Source organism: Chitinophaga sp. G7 BAM 1005, assembly GCF_057126945.1.
Genome location: NZ_CP181478.1, coordinates 896,508 through 912,995, shown reverse-complemented (window position 1 = coordinate 912,995; position 16,488 = coordinate 896,508). Strand labels below are relative to the sequence as shown.

6 protein-coding genes are annotated in these 16,488 nt (G+C 47.1%); 2 read left to right on the top strand and 4 right to left on the bottom strand.

What is annotated here, in order from left to right; genetic code table 11:
* Positions 1-25: 25 nt before the first annotated feature.
* Positions 26-9,295 (bottom strand): T9SS type B sorting domain-containing protein, encoded by a 9,270-nt coding sequence (locus ACMXI2_RS03635; protein WP_483780353.1) that lies wholly within the window; start codon positions 9,293-9,295, stop codon positions 26-28.
* A gap of 515 nt (positions 9,296-9,810) precedes the next feature.
* Here ACMXI2_RS03635 and ahcY point away from each other — a divergent pair.
* Entirely contained in the window at positions 9,811-11,139 is a 1,329-nt protein-coding gene (gene ahcY, locus ACMXI2_RS03630) for an adenosylhomocysteinase (RefSeq protein ID WP_483780352.1), read from the top strand.
* 97 nt (positions 11,140-11,236) lie between these two features.
* On the top strand, positions 11,237-11,968 hold the full coding sequence (locus ACMXI2_RS03625) for a pyridoxine 5'-phosphate synthase (protein ID WP_483780351.1): 732 nt from the start codon (positions 11,237-11,239) through the stop codon (positions 11,966-11,968).
* Between the two features lie 151 nt (positions 11,969-12,119).
* Here ACMXI2_RS03625 and lon read toward each other — a convergent pair whose 3' ends face one another.
* The 3 genes from lon to ACMXI2_RS03610 all read right to left on the bottom strand — a co-directional run bounded on the left by lon (position 12,120) and on the right by ACMXI2_RS03610 (position 16,385).
* Entirely contained in the window at positions 12,120-14,522 is a 2,403-nt protein-coding gene (lon, locus tag ACMXI2_RS03620) for an endopeptidase La (protein WP_483780350.1), read from the bottom strand.
* Positions 14,523-14,745: 223 nt separating this feature from the next.
* A complete protein-coding gene (locus ACMXI2_RS03615) occupies positions 14,746-15,363 on the bottom strand; it encodes a porin family protein (protein WP_483780349.1) in 618 nt (205 codons plus the stop codon).
* Positions 15,364-15,476: 113 nt separating this feature from the next.
* Entirely contained in the window at positions 15,477-16,385 is a 909-nt protein-coding gene (locus ACMXI2_RS03610) for a hypothetical protein (protein ID WP_483780348.1), read from the bottom strand.
* Positions 16,386-16,488: the final 103 nt, after the last annotated feature.

The window sequence follows — 16,488 nt, the reverse complement described above, 5'->3', positions numbered from 1 at the left end:
ATCCTGCTTTAAATTCGTATGCCCGTTAACGTTTTATCACAATAAACCCGGTGTAACGCTCTTTCTTACCATCTATCTCTACTTCAATATTATAGAAGTAAGAGCCGTCTGGTACATCGTTTCCTGAGCTACCACCCGCATTCGCTTTACCGCGGAAATTCTTCGACTTGTTATCGTAATGCTGCAACTTAAATACGGCGCCGCCCCAACGATTAAAGATCACCACTTCATTATTCGGATACTTGTCGATATTCTCAATGTACATCACGTCATTTCCCATACCGTCATTGTTAGGGGAAAGCGCCGGATGCACCCGGATCTTACCACTGTTGTTATTGATCTGACGGCCATCCGTACTATACTTCTCTACTGAATCCGCCACACCGTCTCCATCAGAATCCAGGTCAAGGAAATTAGGAATACCATCTCCATCTGTATCGTCATCAAACGGATCACCATTGCCATTGATATCCTCCTGCTTGTCTGTTAAGCCATCGCCATCGGTATCACAACTGCCGCACATCGGGTCATCGTTCAGGATCACACCGGTAGCTTTGGATGGCTCGCCTAAAGTTGGCGTATGCTGACCAGAGGGCACCGATACTGTGGTCATCTTCAGGATAAAGGTTTCATTCTGTTCAAAGGTGGTATCACCCTTGATGTTCACCGTTAGCTGTCCGATAGTCTGCAGCGCAGGGATCACCGTTTGAGTAACCGTATTGTCGAAATCAACACCCGGCGTGGCTTTGAAGTCCATATAAGGATAAGATACCCCATCCACGGAAGCTTCAAAATCATAATTAATCGTAATCGGACGGGAGCTTTGCCTGCTCAGTTGTACGTTAAACCGCAGCGGAGTGTTCTCCCCGGTATTGCCTTCTTTCACACTGAACTTATCGGCAGCAAAGGAGAGCGTCAGCGGATCGTTATCCGTGATGGCAACCCCAGCGGTGTCAGTGGCGCCGGCTTTGTATACCAGCGTGCTGCTACCACCAATGTATGGCAGTATAGCTGCTTTCAGGAACCCGTCATCATCATTGATATCATTGTCGCCGGTAGTGATAATAAACGAATGTTGTTTCGTGAGTGCCGGCATATTAATCGTTAAGATGTTACCACTCACCGTACCTTCCGCAGCAGTAAACGTGCGGGCGGCATCCTGTGTAATGCGAAGGCGTACCGGCACATCGTAGGCTGCTGACGCAGGCGATTTTAATGTAAACTTCACCCCGCTTCCTTCTGCGGCAGTAGCCGCTTCCGCCGATATTTCCACCACCAGCGTATCGTTATCATGAATGATTACACCGGCTGCTGCGCTGGCAGATAACGGCCAGGTAATACCCACCATGCTGCTGCTCACCACTCCCAGCTGCACTTTCACATCTTCATCTCCCTCTACTATATTATTATCAATCGGTGTTACTTTAATGTCTGTACCATTCTGACCCGCAGGGATCAGCACCGTACCACTCAGTTTACGGTAACGGGTATCTGCTACAGCAGTGCCGCTAACGGTATAGGTCACATTTACATCTTTCACGGCAGATAATTGTGTGTCCGAGAACCGCACGCGGAAAGATCCCGCTACATCCGGCTCGGTGGCATCCACTATTTTGGTGATCATCATCCCGCGGCCCGGGGCAGTGCTTTCATCATCATGCACAATCAGTGTAACGGTATCTTTATCATCCACATCCAGTGCGATGTTCTTGTTAAACCGCTTCATTTGTGCCAGCATCAGCGACAACTTCACCTGCTCATCTCCTTCTATTACTTTATTATCGATCACATTCACGGGAACGGATATACTGTTTTGTCCGGCAGGGATCACTGCGGATGTTTGTACCGGCGCTATATTGGTAGTACCTGCAATGCTGCTTACGTAGAACACCACTTTCACATCGGCGGCGGCAGTGCTGCTGCCTGGTAATTTCATCGTGTAAGCGCCGTGTGTGGCCGGTTCGGCAGCGTCTTTATTCTTTTGCAATACCACGCGCATATCGCCGGTTTCAGGGATCAGCACCATACCCGGCTGGGAAAGTGTATAACCTGTTGTTACCAGTTGCGCGGTAAACTGTAGCTGCTCATCTCCTTCCAGGATATTGTCGCCTGTTGATTTCAGTTGGTATACTTTATTATGCTCTCCGGCGGCCAGTGTTACCTGCGCAGGAACACCGCTGTAATCAGCGTCATCTGCAGTAGACACCGCGTTTCTGCTGATGTTAATCACCACATCTTCAGAAGAAGTGATCTGGCTGTTCACAAACCCGATGGTTGCATCACTGCTGCTGCCTTCGTGTATAACGGAGGAGTCTATACGCATTTCTACTTTCAGGTTATCAGGATTTAACCGCGTAGCATCATCAATTGTTACAGATAATTTATCGCCCTTCATACCTGCAAAACCCTGTGGTGTTGCAGCTATCCACAACAGTTCCGGTTTCTCCAGTATAAAGTCTGTTTTGGCAGTAAAGGAGAAAATAACTTCAGGTACACCTGCAGGAATGGTCACCGTAGCCGGCAGATTATCGATATCCCCTGCTGCTGCCACCGATGCGGCATCCCTGTTTAAGGTAACAATGATATCCTTGCTGGCTGTAACACCCGGCGCCAGGCTTACCTTCACCTGGTAAGCATTTCCTTCCAGTACTTTAGTACCCGCAGTTACGGCAGTAAGATGTATGAAGCCGGTAACCGGATCATCGTGTGTTCTGTCTTTAATCGTAATGGTGGTATCTTTTACAATAGCGGTGTTAAAAGTGGCATCTGTAATGTTTCCTTTAAATACCACCCTTTCATCATCTTCCAGCACCAGGTCTTTCAACGCCTTCAGCGCAAATGTATGGGTGCCTTTGTTTTGTCCTTTATTAATAATAATATCATAGGGAGATGGTAAAGCATTATGATCTGCATTTACCGCGGTACTCAGCGTGTTGTCTTTAGTTACATGTATGGTGATGTCTTTACCTGCCTGCAGGTTATTTGGCAGCTGCACACTCAGCACAGCGCCGGAACCATTTTCATCAATAGCAGCCAGTGTACTGTTAAGCACAACAGGAGCCGGCAACGGATATTGTGTCGGATCATCATCGATGATAAACACCGGTTTATTAATGGTGTAAGTACTGATTCCATCGGTAGCGCTGGTATTGATGGTAAAGTTTTCCGGGCCTTCTGTGAAGTTATCTTTCTTAACCTTCAGTCCGGTAACAATACTGTTGCCGGTGTTCAGATACACATCAGGCGCCAGCGCATAATCCGGTCCGGCTTCTGCGCTGCCTGCCGATTGTGGCAGTAATATATGAACAGGTACATCGGTGGTAACGCCGGCAGGCAAACCAATAGTTACAGCGCCGCTATCTCCTTCTGTCAATGGTGTTTTCCAGGCCGTAATGTTTAATGCCAGGTTAGCGGGATCGTTGCGGGTAAGATCCTGTATTGCCAGCGGGAGGTTATTCACCGTATATCCGTTAACGGTAGCATTCACTACCAATGATTCATTCTTTTCCAGTACCTTATCAGCCGCAGTTTTCAGTAGTTCAAAGGTGGCGGTGGTTTGTCCGTGCGGCAACACATAGGAAGTAGCCGATAGCGTATAGTCATCAACGTTCTTGGCGGTAGTAAGTGCATTATCTACTGCCAGCTGGATGCTTACATCTTTTGTAGACGCATAGGGCACTGTTACGGTCACCATCACTTTATTGCCTTCCGGAACCAGAGTGGCATCCGGGGTAAGCGTCATTTTTCTTGCGTTAGGTTGTTTCTCGGTGTAATCCTTTATGTACACGCCTGCACTGGTGGCTGGCATGTTAGTATTGCCCTTGTTGCCATCAATGATCAGCATACCTTCATCATCCAGTATCGCATTGGTACCTGCGGTAATGGCTGAAGTAGAGGCAGCGGATGTAGTATTGAGGATGGTAACGCTGGCTGGTACTGCCGTGTGACGGGCATCCGCCACCGTAGAAGATACAGCATCTTTCGCCAGGTTAATCACCCAGTCTTTACCGGCTATCCAGCCATGCGGGAAGGTAGCGGTAATAACAGCGCTGCTTCCTTCATAAATACTATCAGGCGAGCTGCCCAGGATAATGGAATCACCGGCAGGGAAAGGATACTGCGCATCTTTAATGCTCATATCCATCGTAACAGGAAGGAAGGTGTACACCGTGCTGAGTGCATCACTCACAACAGGTGTAATATGTATATCTTCTGCATCTTCTACTAAAACATCCGATACCACTTTTAATACCGCCACGCCGGAAGCGCCGGTAAAGGTAGTATCCGCGGGCAGGTAGTAATCCGTATTACGTGTAGCCGTACCAGTAGCGCCGCCCAGTGCAATCTTAACCGGTATCTCCGTGGTTACACCGGCAGGTAAACTAAAACCAATATTGTTAGTACTGTTCTCATTCACCGCAGCTGACGGCAACGTGAAGGTGATCTTTGTTTTATTGGCATCCCTGCGCGTGGCGTCATTGAGTTGAATAGCTGCATCAGTAATCGTATAGCCGGTAGCGGTACCCTTTATCTTCAGTTGCTTATCGTTTTCTATCACTTCATCCGCAGCGGCTTTGATAACCGGTGCAGGGGTGGTGAAAGTGTTGCTGTTTTTCGGCAACACGATACCTGGCTGCAATGTTACATAGTCGCCGGCCGCCGCATCGGTGCCGGTTGGATTGGTGCTCAGTGCAATCGCCACATCTTTGGCGGCGGCATAACCTGCAGGTAACGATACCGTGAAAGCAGTGCTGCTGCCCTCTGCAAGCGGAGTAGTTACTGCGGTTAAGGTCAGCTTCTTCTGCGCAGGATCAGTACCATCCGTGATATTGATGATAGCGCTGGTAGCCGGCATGTTGGTGTTGCCTGCATTACCATCTACTTTTATAAATCCACCGTCGTCAAATACATTATTGGTATTAGTGGTGATGGCTGTGGTGGTACCGGATAAGGCGTTGGCCGCAATGGTCACGGAAGCAGGGATTGTACCATGACTGGTATCAGCCGTCGTTGACCGCACCGCATCTTTCGCCAGGTTGATGGTCCACGCTTTGCCGGCTTTCCAGCCATGCGGAAAGGTAGCGGTAATGATAACGGAACCACCTTCCGTTACCGGGTCAGGTGTGCTGGTCAGCAACACGGAGTCGCCGGCAGGGAAAGGATACTGCGCATCCTTAATGCTCATATCCATCGTGGCAGGAAGGAAGGTGTACACTGTGCTGAGTGCATCACTCACAACAGGCGTAACATGTATATCTTCTGCGTCTTCTACCAGGATATCTGATGTAACCTTCAGTTCTGCAATGCCGGAAGCGCCGGTAAAGGTAGTATCTGCAGGCAGGTAGTAATCCGTATTACGTATAGCCGTACCGGTAGCGCCGCCCAGTGTAATCTTAACCGGTATCTCCGTGGTTACACCGGCAGGTAAACTGAAACCGATATTGTTGGTGCTGTTCTCATTCACCGCAGCTGATGGCAACGTGAAGGTGATCTTTGTTTTATTGGCATCCCTGCGCGTGGCGTCATTGAGTTGAATAGCTGCATCAGTAATCGTATAGCCGGCAGCGGTACCCTTTATCTTCAGTTGCTTATCGTTTTCTATCACTTCATCCGCAGCAGCTTTGATAACCGGTGCAGGGGTAGTGAAGCTGTTGCTGTTTTTAGGGAATACGATGCCTGGCTGCAATGTTACATAGTCACCGGCTACCGCATCGGTGCCGGTTGGATTGGTGCTCAGTGCAATCGCCACATCTTTGGCGGCGGCATAACCCGCAGGTAACGATACCGTGAAAGCAGTGCTGCTGCCCTCTGCAAGCGGAGTAGTTACTGCGGTTAATGTCAGCTTCTTCTGCGCAGGATCAGTACCATCCGTGATATTGATGATCGCGCTGGTAGCCGGCATGTTGGTGTTGCCTGCATTGCCATCTACTTTTATAAATCCATCGTCGTCAAATACATTATTGGTATTAGTGGTGATGGCTGTGGTGGTACCGGATAAGGCGTTGGCCGCAATGGTCACGGAAGCAGGGATTGTACCATGACTGGTATCAGCCGTCGTTGACCGCACCGCATCTTTCGCCAGGTTGATGGTCCACGCTTTGCCGGCTTTCCAGCCATGCGGAAAGGTAGCGGTAATAATAACGGAACCACCTTCCGTTACCGGGTCAGGTGTACTGGTCAGCAACACGGAGTCGCCCGCAGGGAAAGGATACTGCGCATCTCCAATGCTCATATCCATCGTGGCAGGAAGGAAGGTATACACTGTGCTGAGTGCATCACTTACTACAGGTGTAACATGTATATCTTCTGCATCTTCTACTAAAATATCCGATGCTACTTTTAATACAGCCACGCCGGACGCACCCGTAAAGGTAGTATCCGCAGGCAGGTAGTAATCTGTATTACGTGTAGCCGTACCAGTAGCGCCACCCAATGTAATCTTAATCGGTACCTCGGTGGTTATACCGGCAGGTAAGCTGAAGCCGATATTGTTGGTAGTATTTTCATTCACCGCCGCAGATGGCAGCGTGAACGTGATCTTTGTGGCGTTCGCATCTCTTCGCGTGGCATCATCTATAATGATGGCTGTATCTGACAACGTGTATCCGGTTGAACCAAATACACTGCCTGTCAGGCCCAGTCGTTCATCTTTTTCAATAATATGATCATCACCCACTGCATTAATTACAGTGTAGGTAGTAGTATAAGGAGAAGTTGTATTGGCCGGTAACCGGATGGTATCCTCTGTAATCCAGCCAAAATCTGTAACCCCGGCGTCAGAGCCGGCCACTTTTCTTGTCAGCGCAATTGTAATGTCTTTTGCAGAGGTATATCCGGCAGGCAGCGCAATAGTAAAACGGGTACTATCGCCTTCAGGCAGGTGATACGTCAGCGGGGCAATGGTTAATATCTTCTGGGCCGGAGAGGTAGCGTCATTGATAGTGAGCGTAATACTATCCTTTATCAGAATACCTGCATCTGCGGTGCTTCCCACTAATACCAGCCTGCGGGTGTCATCAAACACCTGGTTGGCAGCGGTGCCAACTATTACTGTATCTGAAAGCGTTCTGGCAGCAGGTATAGTTACTGTGCCGGAAGGAAAAGTATAGGCGCCCGCTGCTGCCGTGGAGGAGCCACCGGGTGTAAAGTTAACCTGGATAGGAATTTCGGTGCTAAGTCCTGCAGGCAGTTCTGCCCATACTCCCGGTGAAGTGCCTTCATTAATGCTGTTGGCAGAAATATGTAAGATGATGGGAGCCGTCATAGGCAGCTGCGCATCTGTAATATTCACTACAAAAGGAGTAACAGTTGTGGTATAAGTAGTGGAAGGGATAGGATCTGATGCAGCCAGTTCGATCTCTATTTTCTCTGTGCCTTCTATCGCATTATCACTTTTAATTTTGAAAGGAAGGGTGATGCCGCCGGCGCCCTGTGGAATAGTAACAGGACCGGCAAGTTCATAGTCTGTAACATCTGTAGCAGTAGAGGTACTTTTTTTATTGATGATCACATCAATGGGCAGATCTGTAGTAACACCGGTTGGCAAAGAAATGGTTACCAGTCCGTCGTAAGGCTCTTTCAGCAACGCCGGATCATCTGTTACAAAAGAAAGCACCGTTAACGTAGGATCAAGGCGGCTGGCATCTTCAATTTGCAGGGATTTGGAAGCGCTTTGGGGTTGTCCCATCACCACCGCATCCGCTTTGAAATTCACCAGTTCATCCTTTTCCAGGATACTGTCTTTTACAGGTCTTACGGGGATACTTACCCCGTTGGAACCTATCTCTATATAGGCAACATTATCATAGGTAAAATCTGATGCAATAGTCTCTGTGCCTGCCGCCACCACCGATAGATCTACCTGCGTTCTTTCGGATGCCAGCACCCCGGGAGGAAGCGTTACACGCACGGAATCAATAATGCCTTCGCGGATCTTTGCCGGAGCCGACAAAGTAATATGTTTCGGCTCATCATCCTGGATAGTGTATACGCAAGTGGTTTTCCCGGTAATGTTTACCAGTTTATTTTCTGTGACAGGTACCAGCTGAAAGGTCATGTGCCTGCTGTATTCCAGGGCATTGTTCCCGATGATCTTTATGTTACTTAACTGTATTTTGTCTCCCGCAACATATGCCTTTGCAGGAATCATAAACCCGCCGTAAAAAGTAAAGTCAGTACCCTGTACTGCGTTGTGCAATCCTCCCGATGGAGGTACCAGTGCCACTTTCACATACATCTCCGAGGTAATGGTAGCATTATTGTTCACTACCAGGTACAGGTTAGGTGAGTTGAGATCCCCGTTGTTTCCTTCAGCGCCGTTGGCGGAATCCTTCTCAAACGACACGGAAATAGGATCAGTACCCGTACTAAGGGGCGATCCCTGGAGATTTATATGAACTGGTGTATTATTATATCCATAGTCTACCGCCACGCGGGTACCAATGGCTTTGGTAGTTGGTTTCATGCCGAGGGTGATCGCTGCTGCCAGTCCTTTAGGAGCCGTATTTACGCCTCCTTCATCAATTGCGTTTACCAGCTGGAAGTTGTTAAAGACCTGCCTGTCTCCCGCCGACTTGGCCACATAGGAAGAAAATGTCGTATAGGCGTGATAGGTATGTGAAAATTCCCCTACCGTAGCGTTGGGATAATCAGCATTAAAACCCGGTGGCCTTATAAACCCTACGATATCCGGATTGGGACCACCACCCGGAGGATTCATGTACCCGGTAGCACTTCTGTTATTGTCCAGTATAGGACTCACCGGATCATCCTGCATGGTGGGAAATTCACTCAGGTACAGGTAAAAAGTGGTGGAAGGCCGGTCGTTATAAAAAGTATAATCGAGTACAAAATAACTGTTAGGTACAACGTAGGTAATGGTCATCAACACGGTGGCTACAAACGGCCCCTTTCCTGCATTTTCATAATACGAGAGGGAATCAACCAAACAAACCTTATAAGGATCCGCAACTGTACCGGAACCCATTACCTCGGATATTTTCTCAAAGTTAATGTCAAACGGCGTAGGGGTAACAAAACCGGTGGTATTCTGCATCTTGAAATTCGACCGGATCCCCATCACCGAGCTTGAATTTTCCTTCCTGGATTCTGATCGCCCGTTCCTCGTTACCTCGTAGGTGCCATCCGTATTGATCTTTATCCTTAATCCATCGGTAAGCGTATTACCTCCAAGCGGATTGATGGTTACCTGTGCCTGCACACCCGTGCTGATCAGGGAAAAAGCGGCTATCAGGAATAACGCCTGGCACAGGAACACGTGGATACGATGGGGCATACCTTGCTTAATTAATTTCGTAGGATAGGAAAGGAGTAACATATAAGCGTGTAAATTTCTATTTATACATATAGATTTTAAGTCAAAAATGATAAAACAGTCCTTTGTAAAACCCTATATGCGAATCTCTAATTGGCTCTCCCGGCAGGCTTCTATGTTGTTTCTTCTTCTCTTCTGATGAAACTGAAAAACCAGCCCGCCGGCAATTATATATCTGTCAAATCGTGCGATGGTGGGCGCCTAAGACGCACTCATGGGCGTTTTTTATGATTTCTACAATTATGCTATACCCTTCCACCTGTCATACATCTCCAAACAATTAAATATAAAATCATATATTTTAATTAGCAAATCTATAATAATATTTATATTAAATCAAATTAATTTATCTAACCATAAGTCAGGGGGGCAGGAAACAGTGATTAACAAATTTTTAGGGCTTATAACGCCTTATATATGCGGGGTGGTTATGTTAAAAGTTAAAATAACCCTAGATTTGCAAAAAACAATTCAGAATGTCAACAATTGCAAAATCAAACATTGACTTTAGCCTCGGATACAAGGTAAAAGACATGTCTCTCGCGGCCTGGGGTCGTAAAGAGATAGAACTGGCAGAAGCCGAAATGCCCGGACTGATGTCATTGAGAGAAGAATATGGTAACAGCAAACCATTGCAAGGTGCACGTGTTGCTGGTTGTTTGCATATGACTATCCAAACTGCCGTATTAATAGAAACCCTGGTAGCCCTCGGAGCCGAGGTACGCTGGAGCTCCTGCAATATATTCTCTACGCAGGATCACGCCGCCGCCGCTATCGCCGCTGCAGGAATACCCGTATTTGCCTGGAAAGGTCTGAATGAAGCAGACTTCGACTGGTGTATTGAACAAACCCTGTTCTTTGGCAGCCCCGACCGTCCGCTGAATATGATCCTGGACGATGGTGGTGATCTCACCAACATGGTGTTTGATAAATACCCTGAGCTGATCCAGCACATCAAGGGCCTGAGTGAAGAAACCACTACCGGTGTTCACCGTTTATACGATCGCATGAAAGCAGGTACTTTACCAATGCCGGCTATCAACATCAACGACTCCGTTACCAAATCCAAATTCGATAACAAATACGGTTGCCGCGAATCCTGCGTAGATGCGATCCGTCGCGCTACAGATGTGATGATTGCCGGCAAAGTTGCCGTTGTTGCCGGTTTTGGCGATGTAGGTAAAGGTTCCGCTGAATCACTGAGAGGTGCAGGCGCCCGCGTTATCGTTACTGAAATTGACCCTATCTGCGCTTTACAGGCTGCAATGGAAGGTTATGAAGTAAAGAAAATGAACGACGCCGTTAAAGAAGCCGATATCATCGTAACCACCACCGGTTGCCGCGATATCATCACCGGCGAACACTTCAAACTGATGAAAGATAAATGCATCGTTTCCAATATCGGTCACTTCGATATCGAAATCGATGTAGCCTGGTTAAACAAAAACTACGGCAACACTAAAGTTGAAATTAAACCACAGGTAGATAAATACACCATCGATGGTAAAGATATCATCCTGCTGGCTGAAGGCCGCCTGGTAAACCTCGGTTGCGCTACCGGTCACCCTTCTTTCGTAATGAGTAACTCCTTCACCAACCAGGTACTGGCTCAGCTGGAACTGTGGCTGCACTCAGAAAACTACGAAAACAAAGTATACGTACTGCCTAAACACCTGGATGAAAAAGTTGCCCGTCTCCACCTGAAAAAAGTAGGCGTGGAACTGGATGTACTCACCACCGCACAATCTGAATACCTCGGTATTCCTGCAGAAGGTCCATTCAAACCAGACTACTACAGATACTAGTTTTTTACAACTAACCAATACAAATGCAGCGGAGAAGAAGTCACTACTTTTTCTCCGCTGCATTTTTTGTAAAAGCTAAAAGCCGTAATTTTGCCGCATGACAAAGCTGAGTGTAAACATCAATAAGTTTGCTACCCTGCGCAACGCACGTGGAGGCAATCTACCGGATATATTAAAAGTGGCCCAGGATTGTGAACGCTTCGGTGCCGACGGGATCACCGTTCACCCCCGCCCCGATGAACGCCATATCCGCTACCAGGACGTAAGAGACCTGAAACCACTGGTCACCACAGAGTTCAATATCGAAGGATATCCTTCCCAGGACTTTATGGACCTCGTGCTGGCCGTTAAACCTCACCAATGCACATTGGTACCCGATCCGCCGGATGCCATCACCTCCAACACCGGATGGGATACCATCGCTTACCAGTCACAACTGAAAGAGGTGATCTCCACCCTCAAAAAAGCAGGGATCAGGGTTTCCATCTTCCTCAATGCAGATGTTACAAAAGTAGAAGGCGCTAAAACCGCAGGCGCCGACCGTATAGAACTATATACCGGCCCTTACGCAGAAGAATATACGAACGCACGCACACAGCCGCAAAACCTGCAGCTGTTCAACGACTATAAAAATACCGCCAGAGAAGCCACCGCTATCGGCCTGGACCTCAACGCCGGCCACGATCTCAACCTCGATAACCTCCGCTTCTTTAAACTGCACATACCACAGCTGAAAGAAGTATCCATCGGTCACGCACTCGTATGCGATGCACTCTACTTCGGACTGGAAAATACTATCCAGCTGTATAAAAGACAGCTGGCCGACTAACTTACACAAAACAATAAAGCCATTCCGGATTAATGGAATGGCTTTATCAACCCTTAAAACAATCAACATGAAGTTCATAACGGGGTCACAACAAAACCGGTATGAACAGTATATAGTTTGCCGTCATGACTGGCAGCAATGTTACGCGTGCTTACTTCTTTAATAACGCTATTTCCAGTACTTGGTTCATTTGCCTCACATAATGAAATTTCATCCCCTTTATATAAGACGGATTGATATCCTTAATATCTTTTTCATTTTGCCAGCAAAGAATAATCTCACGGATACCTGCCCTTTTGGCGGCCAGTATTTTTTCCTTAATACCACCTACCGGTAATACCTGCCCGCGAAGTGTAATCTCACCCGTCATAGCCAGGTAGGATTTTACCCTCCGGCCCGTAAATACAGAAGCCAATGCAGTTAGCATGGTAATACCCGCACTCGGACCATCTTTTGGAACAGCCCCCTCCGGCACATGCACATGCACACTCTTCTGCGTAAACTTCTTCGGATCAATACCCGATTCCTCCGCATGGGATTGCAGATAAGTCAACGCTGTAACGGCGGATTCCTTCATCACATTACCGAGGTTACCCGTTAGCTTCAGATCCCCCTTACCCTCGCTCAAACTGCTTTCTATGAAAAGAATATCGCCGCCTACATATGTCCAGGCAAGCCCCACCGCTACTCCCGGCGGATTACCAACCTTATAGATTTCATTGGAATAACGGGGTTTACCCAATATTTTCTGAAGCCCTTCTTCGGTTAATGCATCCGGTAACTTCTCATCCATCGCTACCTGTTTGGCCAGGTTACGCATAATGGCGGCAAACTGCCTGTCCAGCTCACGTACGCCGCTCTCACGGGTGTAATCGGCTATCAGCTGCTCAATCACCGTATTGCTGATCTTTACTTTTGTATCCTTCAAACCATGCGCATCCTTTTGCTTGGGCAACAGGTGCCTTTTGGCGATCTCTACTTTTTCTTCGATAGAATACCCGCTCAGATCAATGATCTCCAGCCTGTCGCGCAGCGCCGGGTGAATAGAGTTGATATTGTTGGCAGTAGCAATGAACAATACCTTGCTCAGGTCATATTCCAGCTCCAGGTAATTATCGTAAAAGGTACTGTTCTGTTCAGGGTCCAGTACCTCCAGCAATGCAGAACTCGGATCGCCGCGCATGTCGTTACCAATCTTATCAATTTCATCCAGTATCATCACCGGGTTCGATGATTTTATTTTACGGATCGACTGTACCACCCTGCCCGGCATGGCGCCGATATAGGTTTTACGGTGCCCGCGGATCTCACTTTCATCGTGTAAACCACCCAAACTCAGGCGAACATATTTACGGCCCACAGCGTTGGCTATAGATCGTCCCAGGGAGGTTTTACCAATACCCGGAGGGCCTACGAAACACAGAATGGGCGACTTCATATCCCCTTTCAGTTTCAGCACCGCCAGGTATTCCAGGATACGCTCCTTTATTTTCTCCATGCCGTAATGGTCATGGTCTAATATCTTCTTTGCCTTTTTCAGGTCATAACTATCGGTGGTATACTCGCCCCAGGGCAGGTCCAGCAACAGATCCAGGTGATTGTACACCACGCTGTAATCCGGTGTGCTCGGATGCATACGCTCCAGCTTCTCAATCCCTTTTGAAAAAGCTTCCGCAGCGGCAGCCGGCCATTTCTTTTCTTCTGCCTTCCGCTTCATTTCCTTCAGCTCCCGGTCGTTGGCGTCTCCACCAAGCTCCTCCTTGATCGACTTCATCTGCTGCTGCAGGAAATAATCCCGCTGCTGCTTATCCAGGTCGGCCTTCGTTTTGTTGGTGATCTTGTTCTTCAGCTCTGCCAGCTGTAATTCCGTTTGCAACAGCTTCATCAGCAGTTCCGCACGGGTACGCAGGTTATTGATCTCCAGTAGCTGCTGCTTTTCTTTCAGGTCGGAGTTCAGGTTGGAAGAAACAAAATGCACCAGGAAAGAAGGGTTCTCTATGTTCTTCAGGATGATGCTCGCTTCTGAAGGCAGGTTGGGGGAAAGCTGAATGATCTGTGCTGCCAGGTCCTTAATGGAAGATATATACGCTTCAAATTCTGAATCATCTTCCGCCGCCTCATCGTTCAGCACACTGATCTTGGCTTTGAAATAGGGATCGTCCGTCACTATTTCATCTATCTTAAAGCGCTTGCGGCCCTGTATGATGATAGTGGTGCCACCATCAGGCATTTTAATGAGCTTTACAATACGCGCCACTGTGCCCACTTCACTCAGATCCGCCACAGCCGGATCTTCTATCGTACTGTCTTTCTGCGCTACCACCCCGATCGATTTGTCGGTTTTGTAGGCGTCATTCACCGCTTTTATAGATTTATCCCGGCCCACCGTAATCGGCAGCACAACACCCGGAAACAATACTGTATTTCGTAATGGTAATAATGCCAGTTCATCGGGAATCTTTTCATCCTCCTGTCCTTCCCCGTCTTCGTTCAAAGGGATAATAGGCATGAACTCCATTTCATCTTCCGAATTTCCTAAATAAAATCTATTCATCTGAGATATTTAAAGCCTCATGAGGACATTCTGTCATACAACCCGGCAAAAGTCCTCTTTTTTTTATGTATCCCTATATAGTCAAGTTTGATGCCAAGTGACGCTCTGGCAGGAACGGAAGAATGCGTAGCAGCTTCCTTTTCTCACAAAAAAAAGCAGCAAAGATAAAGTATACACTTTAATCTTTGCTGCTTCATCAAAAGTTAACGCTAAACGCGAAATACTAGAAAGATACGCCTACACCCAGCTGGATGCTCTGGTTTTTCCAGTTATCAGTGCTGGCAATACTATTAAGTCCTTTTACGTCATTAAAGCCAATAATGTAACGAGCACTCACGTTGATAATTGGCAGCTGTAGCCATAAACCAGCCACGCCGGAAATTTCTCCGCCCTTGAATGCTTCGTTAGCGGCTCCCAATACTTTTTTATCACTAACTAACGCACCAAACTGAGGCCCTACCTGCAATTTTAAACGAGGCGTACCTAAGTCAATATTAGCTAGTAAAGGAATACTCAGATAATTCAGGCTAACATTTTTGCGATCTTCTGATGTACTTACATTTTCATAAATAGAACTGAATTTGTCTGTCGTTTCAGTTTTGGTAGATGAGAATACCAGTTCTCCCTGTACACCAAATCCCTTTACCAGATTTACCTGTGCAAAAGCACCAAGATGATATCCCAATTTAAATCCATCCTGAAAACCTTCTCCATCAAGCTTTCCAAGATTAGCACCACCTTTCACACCAAAGCGAAGGAATTTTGTTTGTGCATTAACAGTTGACACGGTTGAAACAGCAGCTATCATCAGCACTGCTACGGCGAAAAACAGTTTTTTCATAAATCTATGTATTGTTAGTAATGGTTAAAATATAGACGTCCGGAGTAAAAAATACCCCTATGTTGTAATTACATTTCCAGTAATTACAAATTCCGTGCTATTTGTTAATGAAATCAAAAACTGTATAAAATACGGGCCGTGAAATAACTCATAATCCCCTGATCTGTACCGGTTAAGGGCTTAAAAACCGTATAGGAGGGCGCCAGGTTTACCCGGCCAATAAAATAGGATACATTCATCGTTACATCTATCGCACGGGGTTCAAATTCGGTGTGATCCTCAAAATTAAGTTCCCCCCCGGGAGGGTTTTTGAGCTTCACCATATGGGGCGACCGGCTGATATACTGAAATGCTTTGAGGTTGCTGTAGTAGTTAGCCGTTCCCAGCGTCATGTTCACAGAAGGCGTAACCATCAATACATCAAATTGTCCTATAACGCCGGAAAAAATAAAGGGATGCCTTACAGATGCAATAATATTAAAATCATTGCCATGCAGCGTTTCTTTGGTATATAAGCCTTCCGACACATGTTTTCCCCAGCCGTAATCCAGGCTCAAACCGGGTTGTACCCACCATTTCCGGTAATAGAAGTAGGCAAAAATTTCATTCTTGATGGGTGTGGAAGGAACGTCTGAAGAATCGGCAAAAATATATTTCGTATAGGAGACCCCGCTAAGAAAATTCCTGTTTTTCGTATAGTCGTAACCGGCGGTAAAGTCCCATTCAAACCAGGGCTTATTCACGGAATTAAAAAGATAATAGGCGCTAACGCCTGCATACAGGCCGCTTTTATGATAATAACTTAAAGAAGGCGCTACGAATGTTTTTAGTACAAGGGGATATTCAAAATTGGCCACTTTACTGCCATAAGCAGGATTGTTCCCATACCCGATACCGGCCACTAATTCGCTTTTCTGCTGTTTCTGTAACAGCGAATCCAGCTGTCGCTCCAGCTCTGCCAGGCTTTGTCCCGATGCTACACGGCTACATAACAACAGGAAGGTTAAGAAGTATAGGCGCATGTTTTAAAAAGTACGTCGCTTGCAAGATAAGCGTAAATCAGTACCGTTTAACCCCACATCCGCGAACAGGACGAATATGTGGTTAAACAATGCTTTTCTGTCG

Excerpts from the sequence above, each read along its gene's own strand:
- ahcY (WP_483780352.1), top strand. The coding sequence starts at position 9,811 with ATGTCAACAATTGCAAAATCAAACATTGACTTTAGCCTCGGATACAAG.
- ACMXI2_RS03635 (WP_483780353.1), bottom strand. The coding sequence starts at position 9,295 with ATGCCCCATCGTATCCACGTGTTCCTGTGCCAGGCGTTATTCCTGATA.
- ACMXI2_RS03615 (WP_483780349.1), bottom strand. The coding sequence starts at position 15,363 with ATGAAAAAACTGTTTTTCGCCGTAGCAGTGCTGATGATAGCTGCTGTT.
- lon (WP_483780350.1), bottom strand. The coding sequence starts at position 14,522 with ATGAATAGATTTTATTTAGGAAATTCGGAAGATGAAATGGAGTTCATG.
- ACMXI2_RS03610 (WP_483780348.1), bottom strand. The coding sequence starts at position 16,385 with ATGCGCCTATACTTCTTAACCTTCCTGTTGTTATGTAGCCGTGTAGCA.
- ACMXI2_RS03625 (WP_483780351.1), top strand. The coding sequence starts at position 11,237 with ATGACAAAGCTGAGTGTAAACATCAATAAGTTTGCTACCCTGCGCAAC.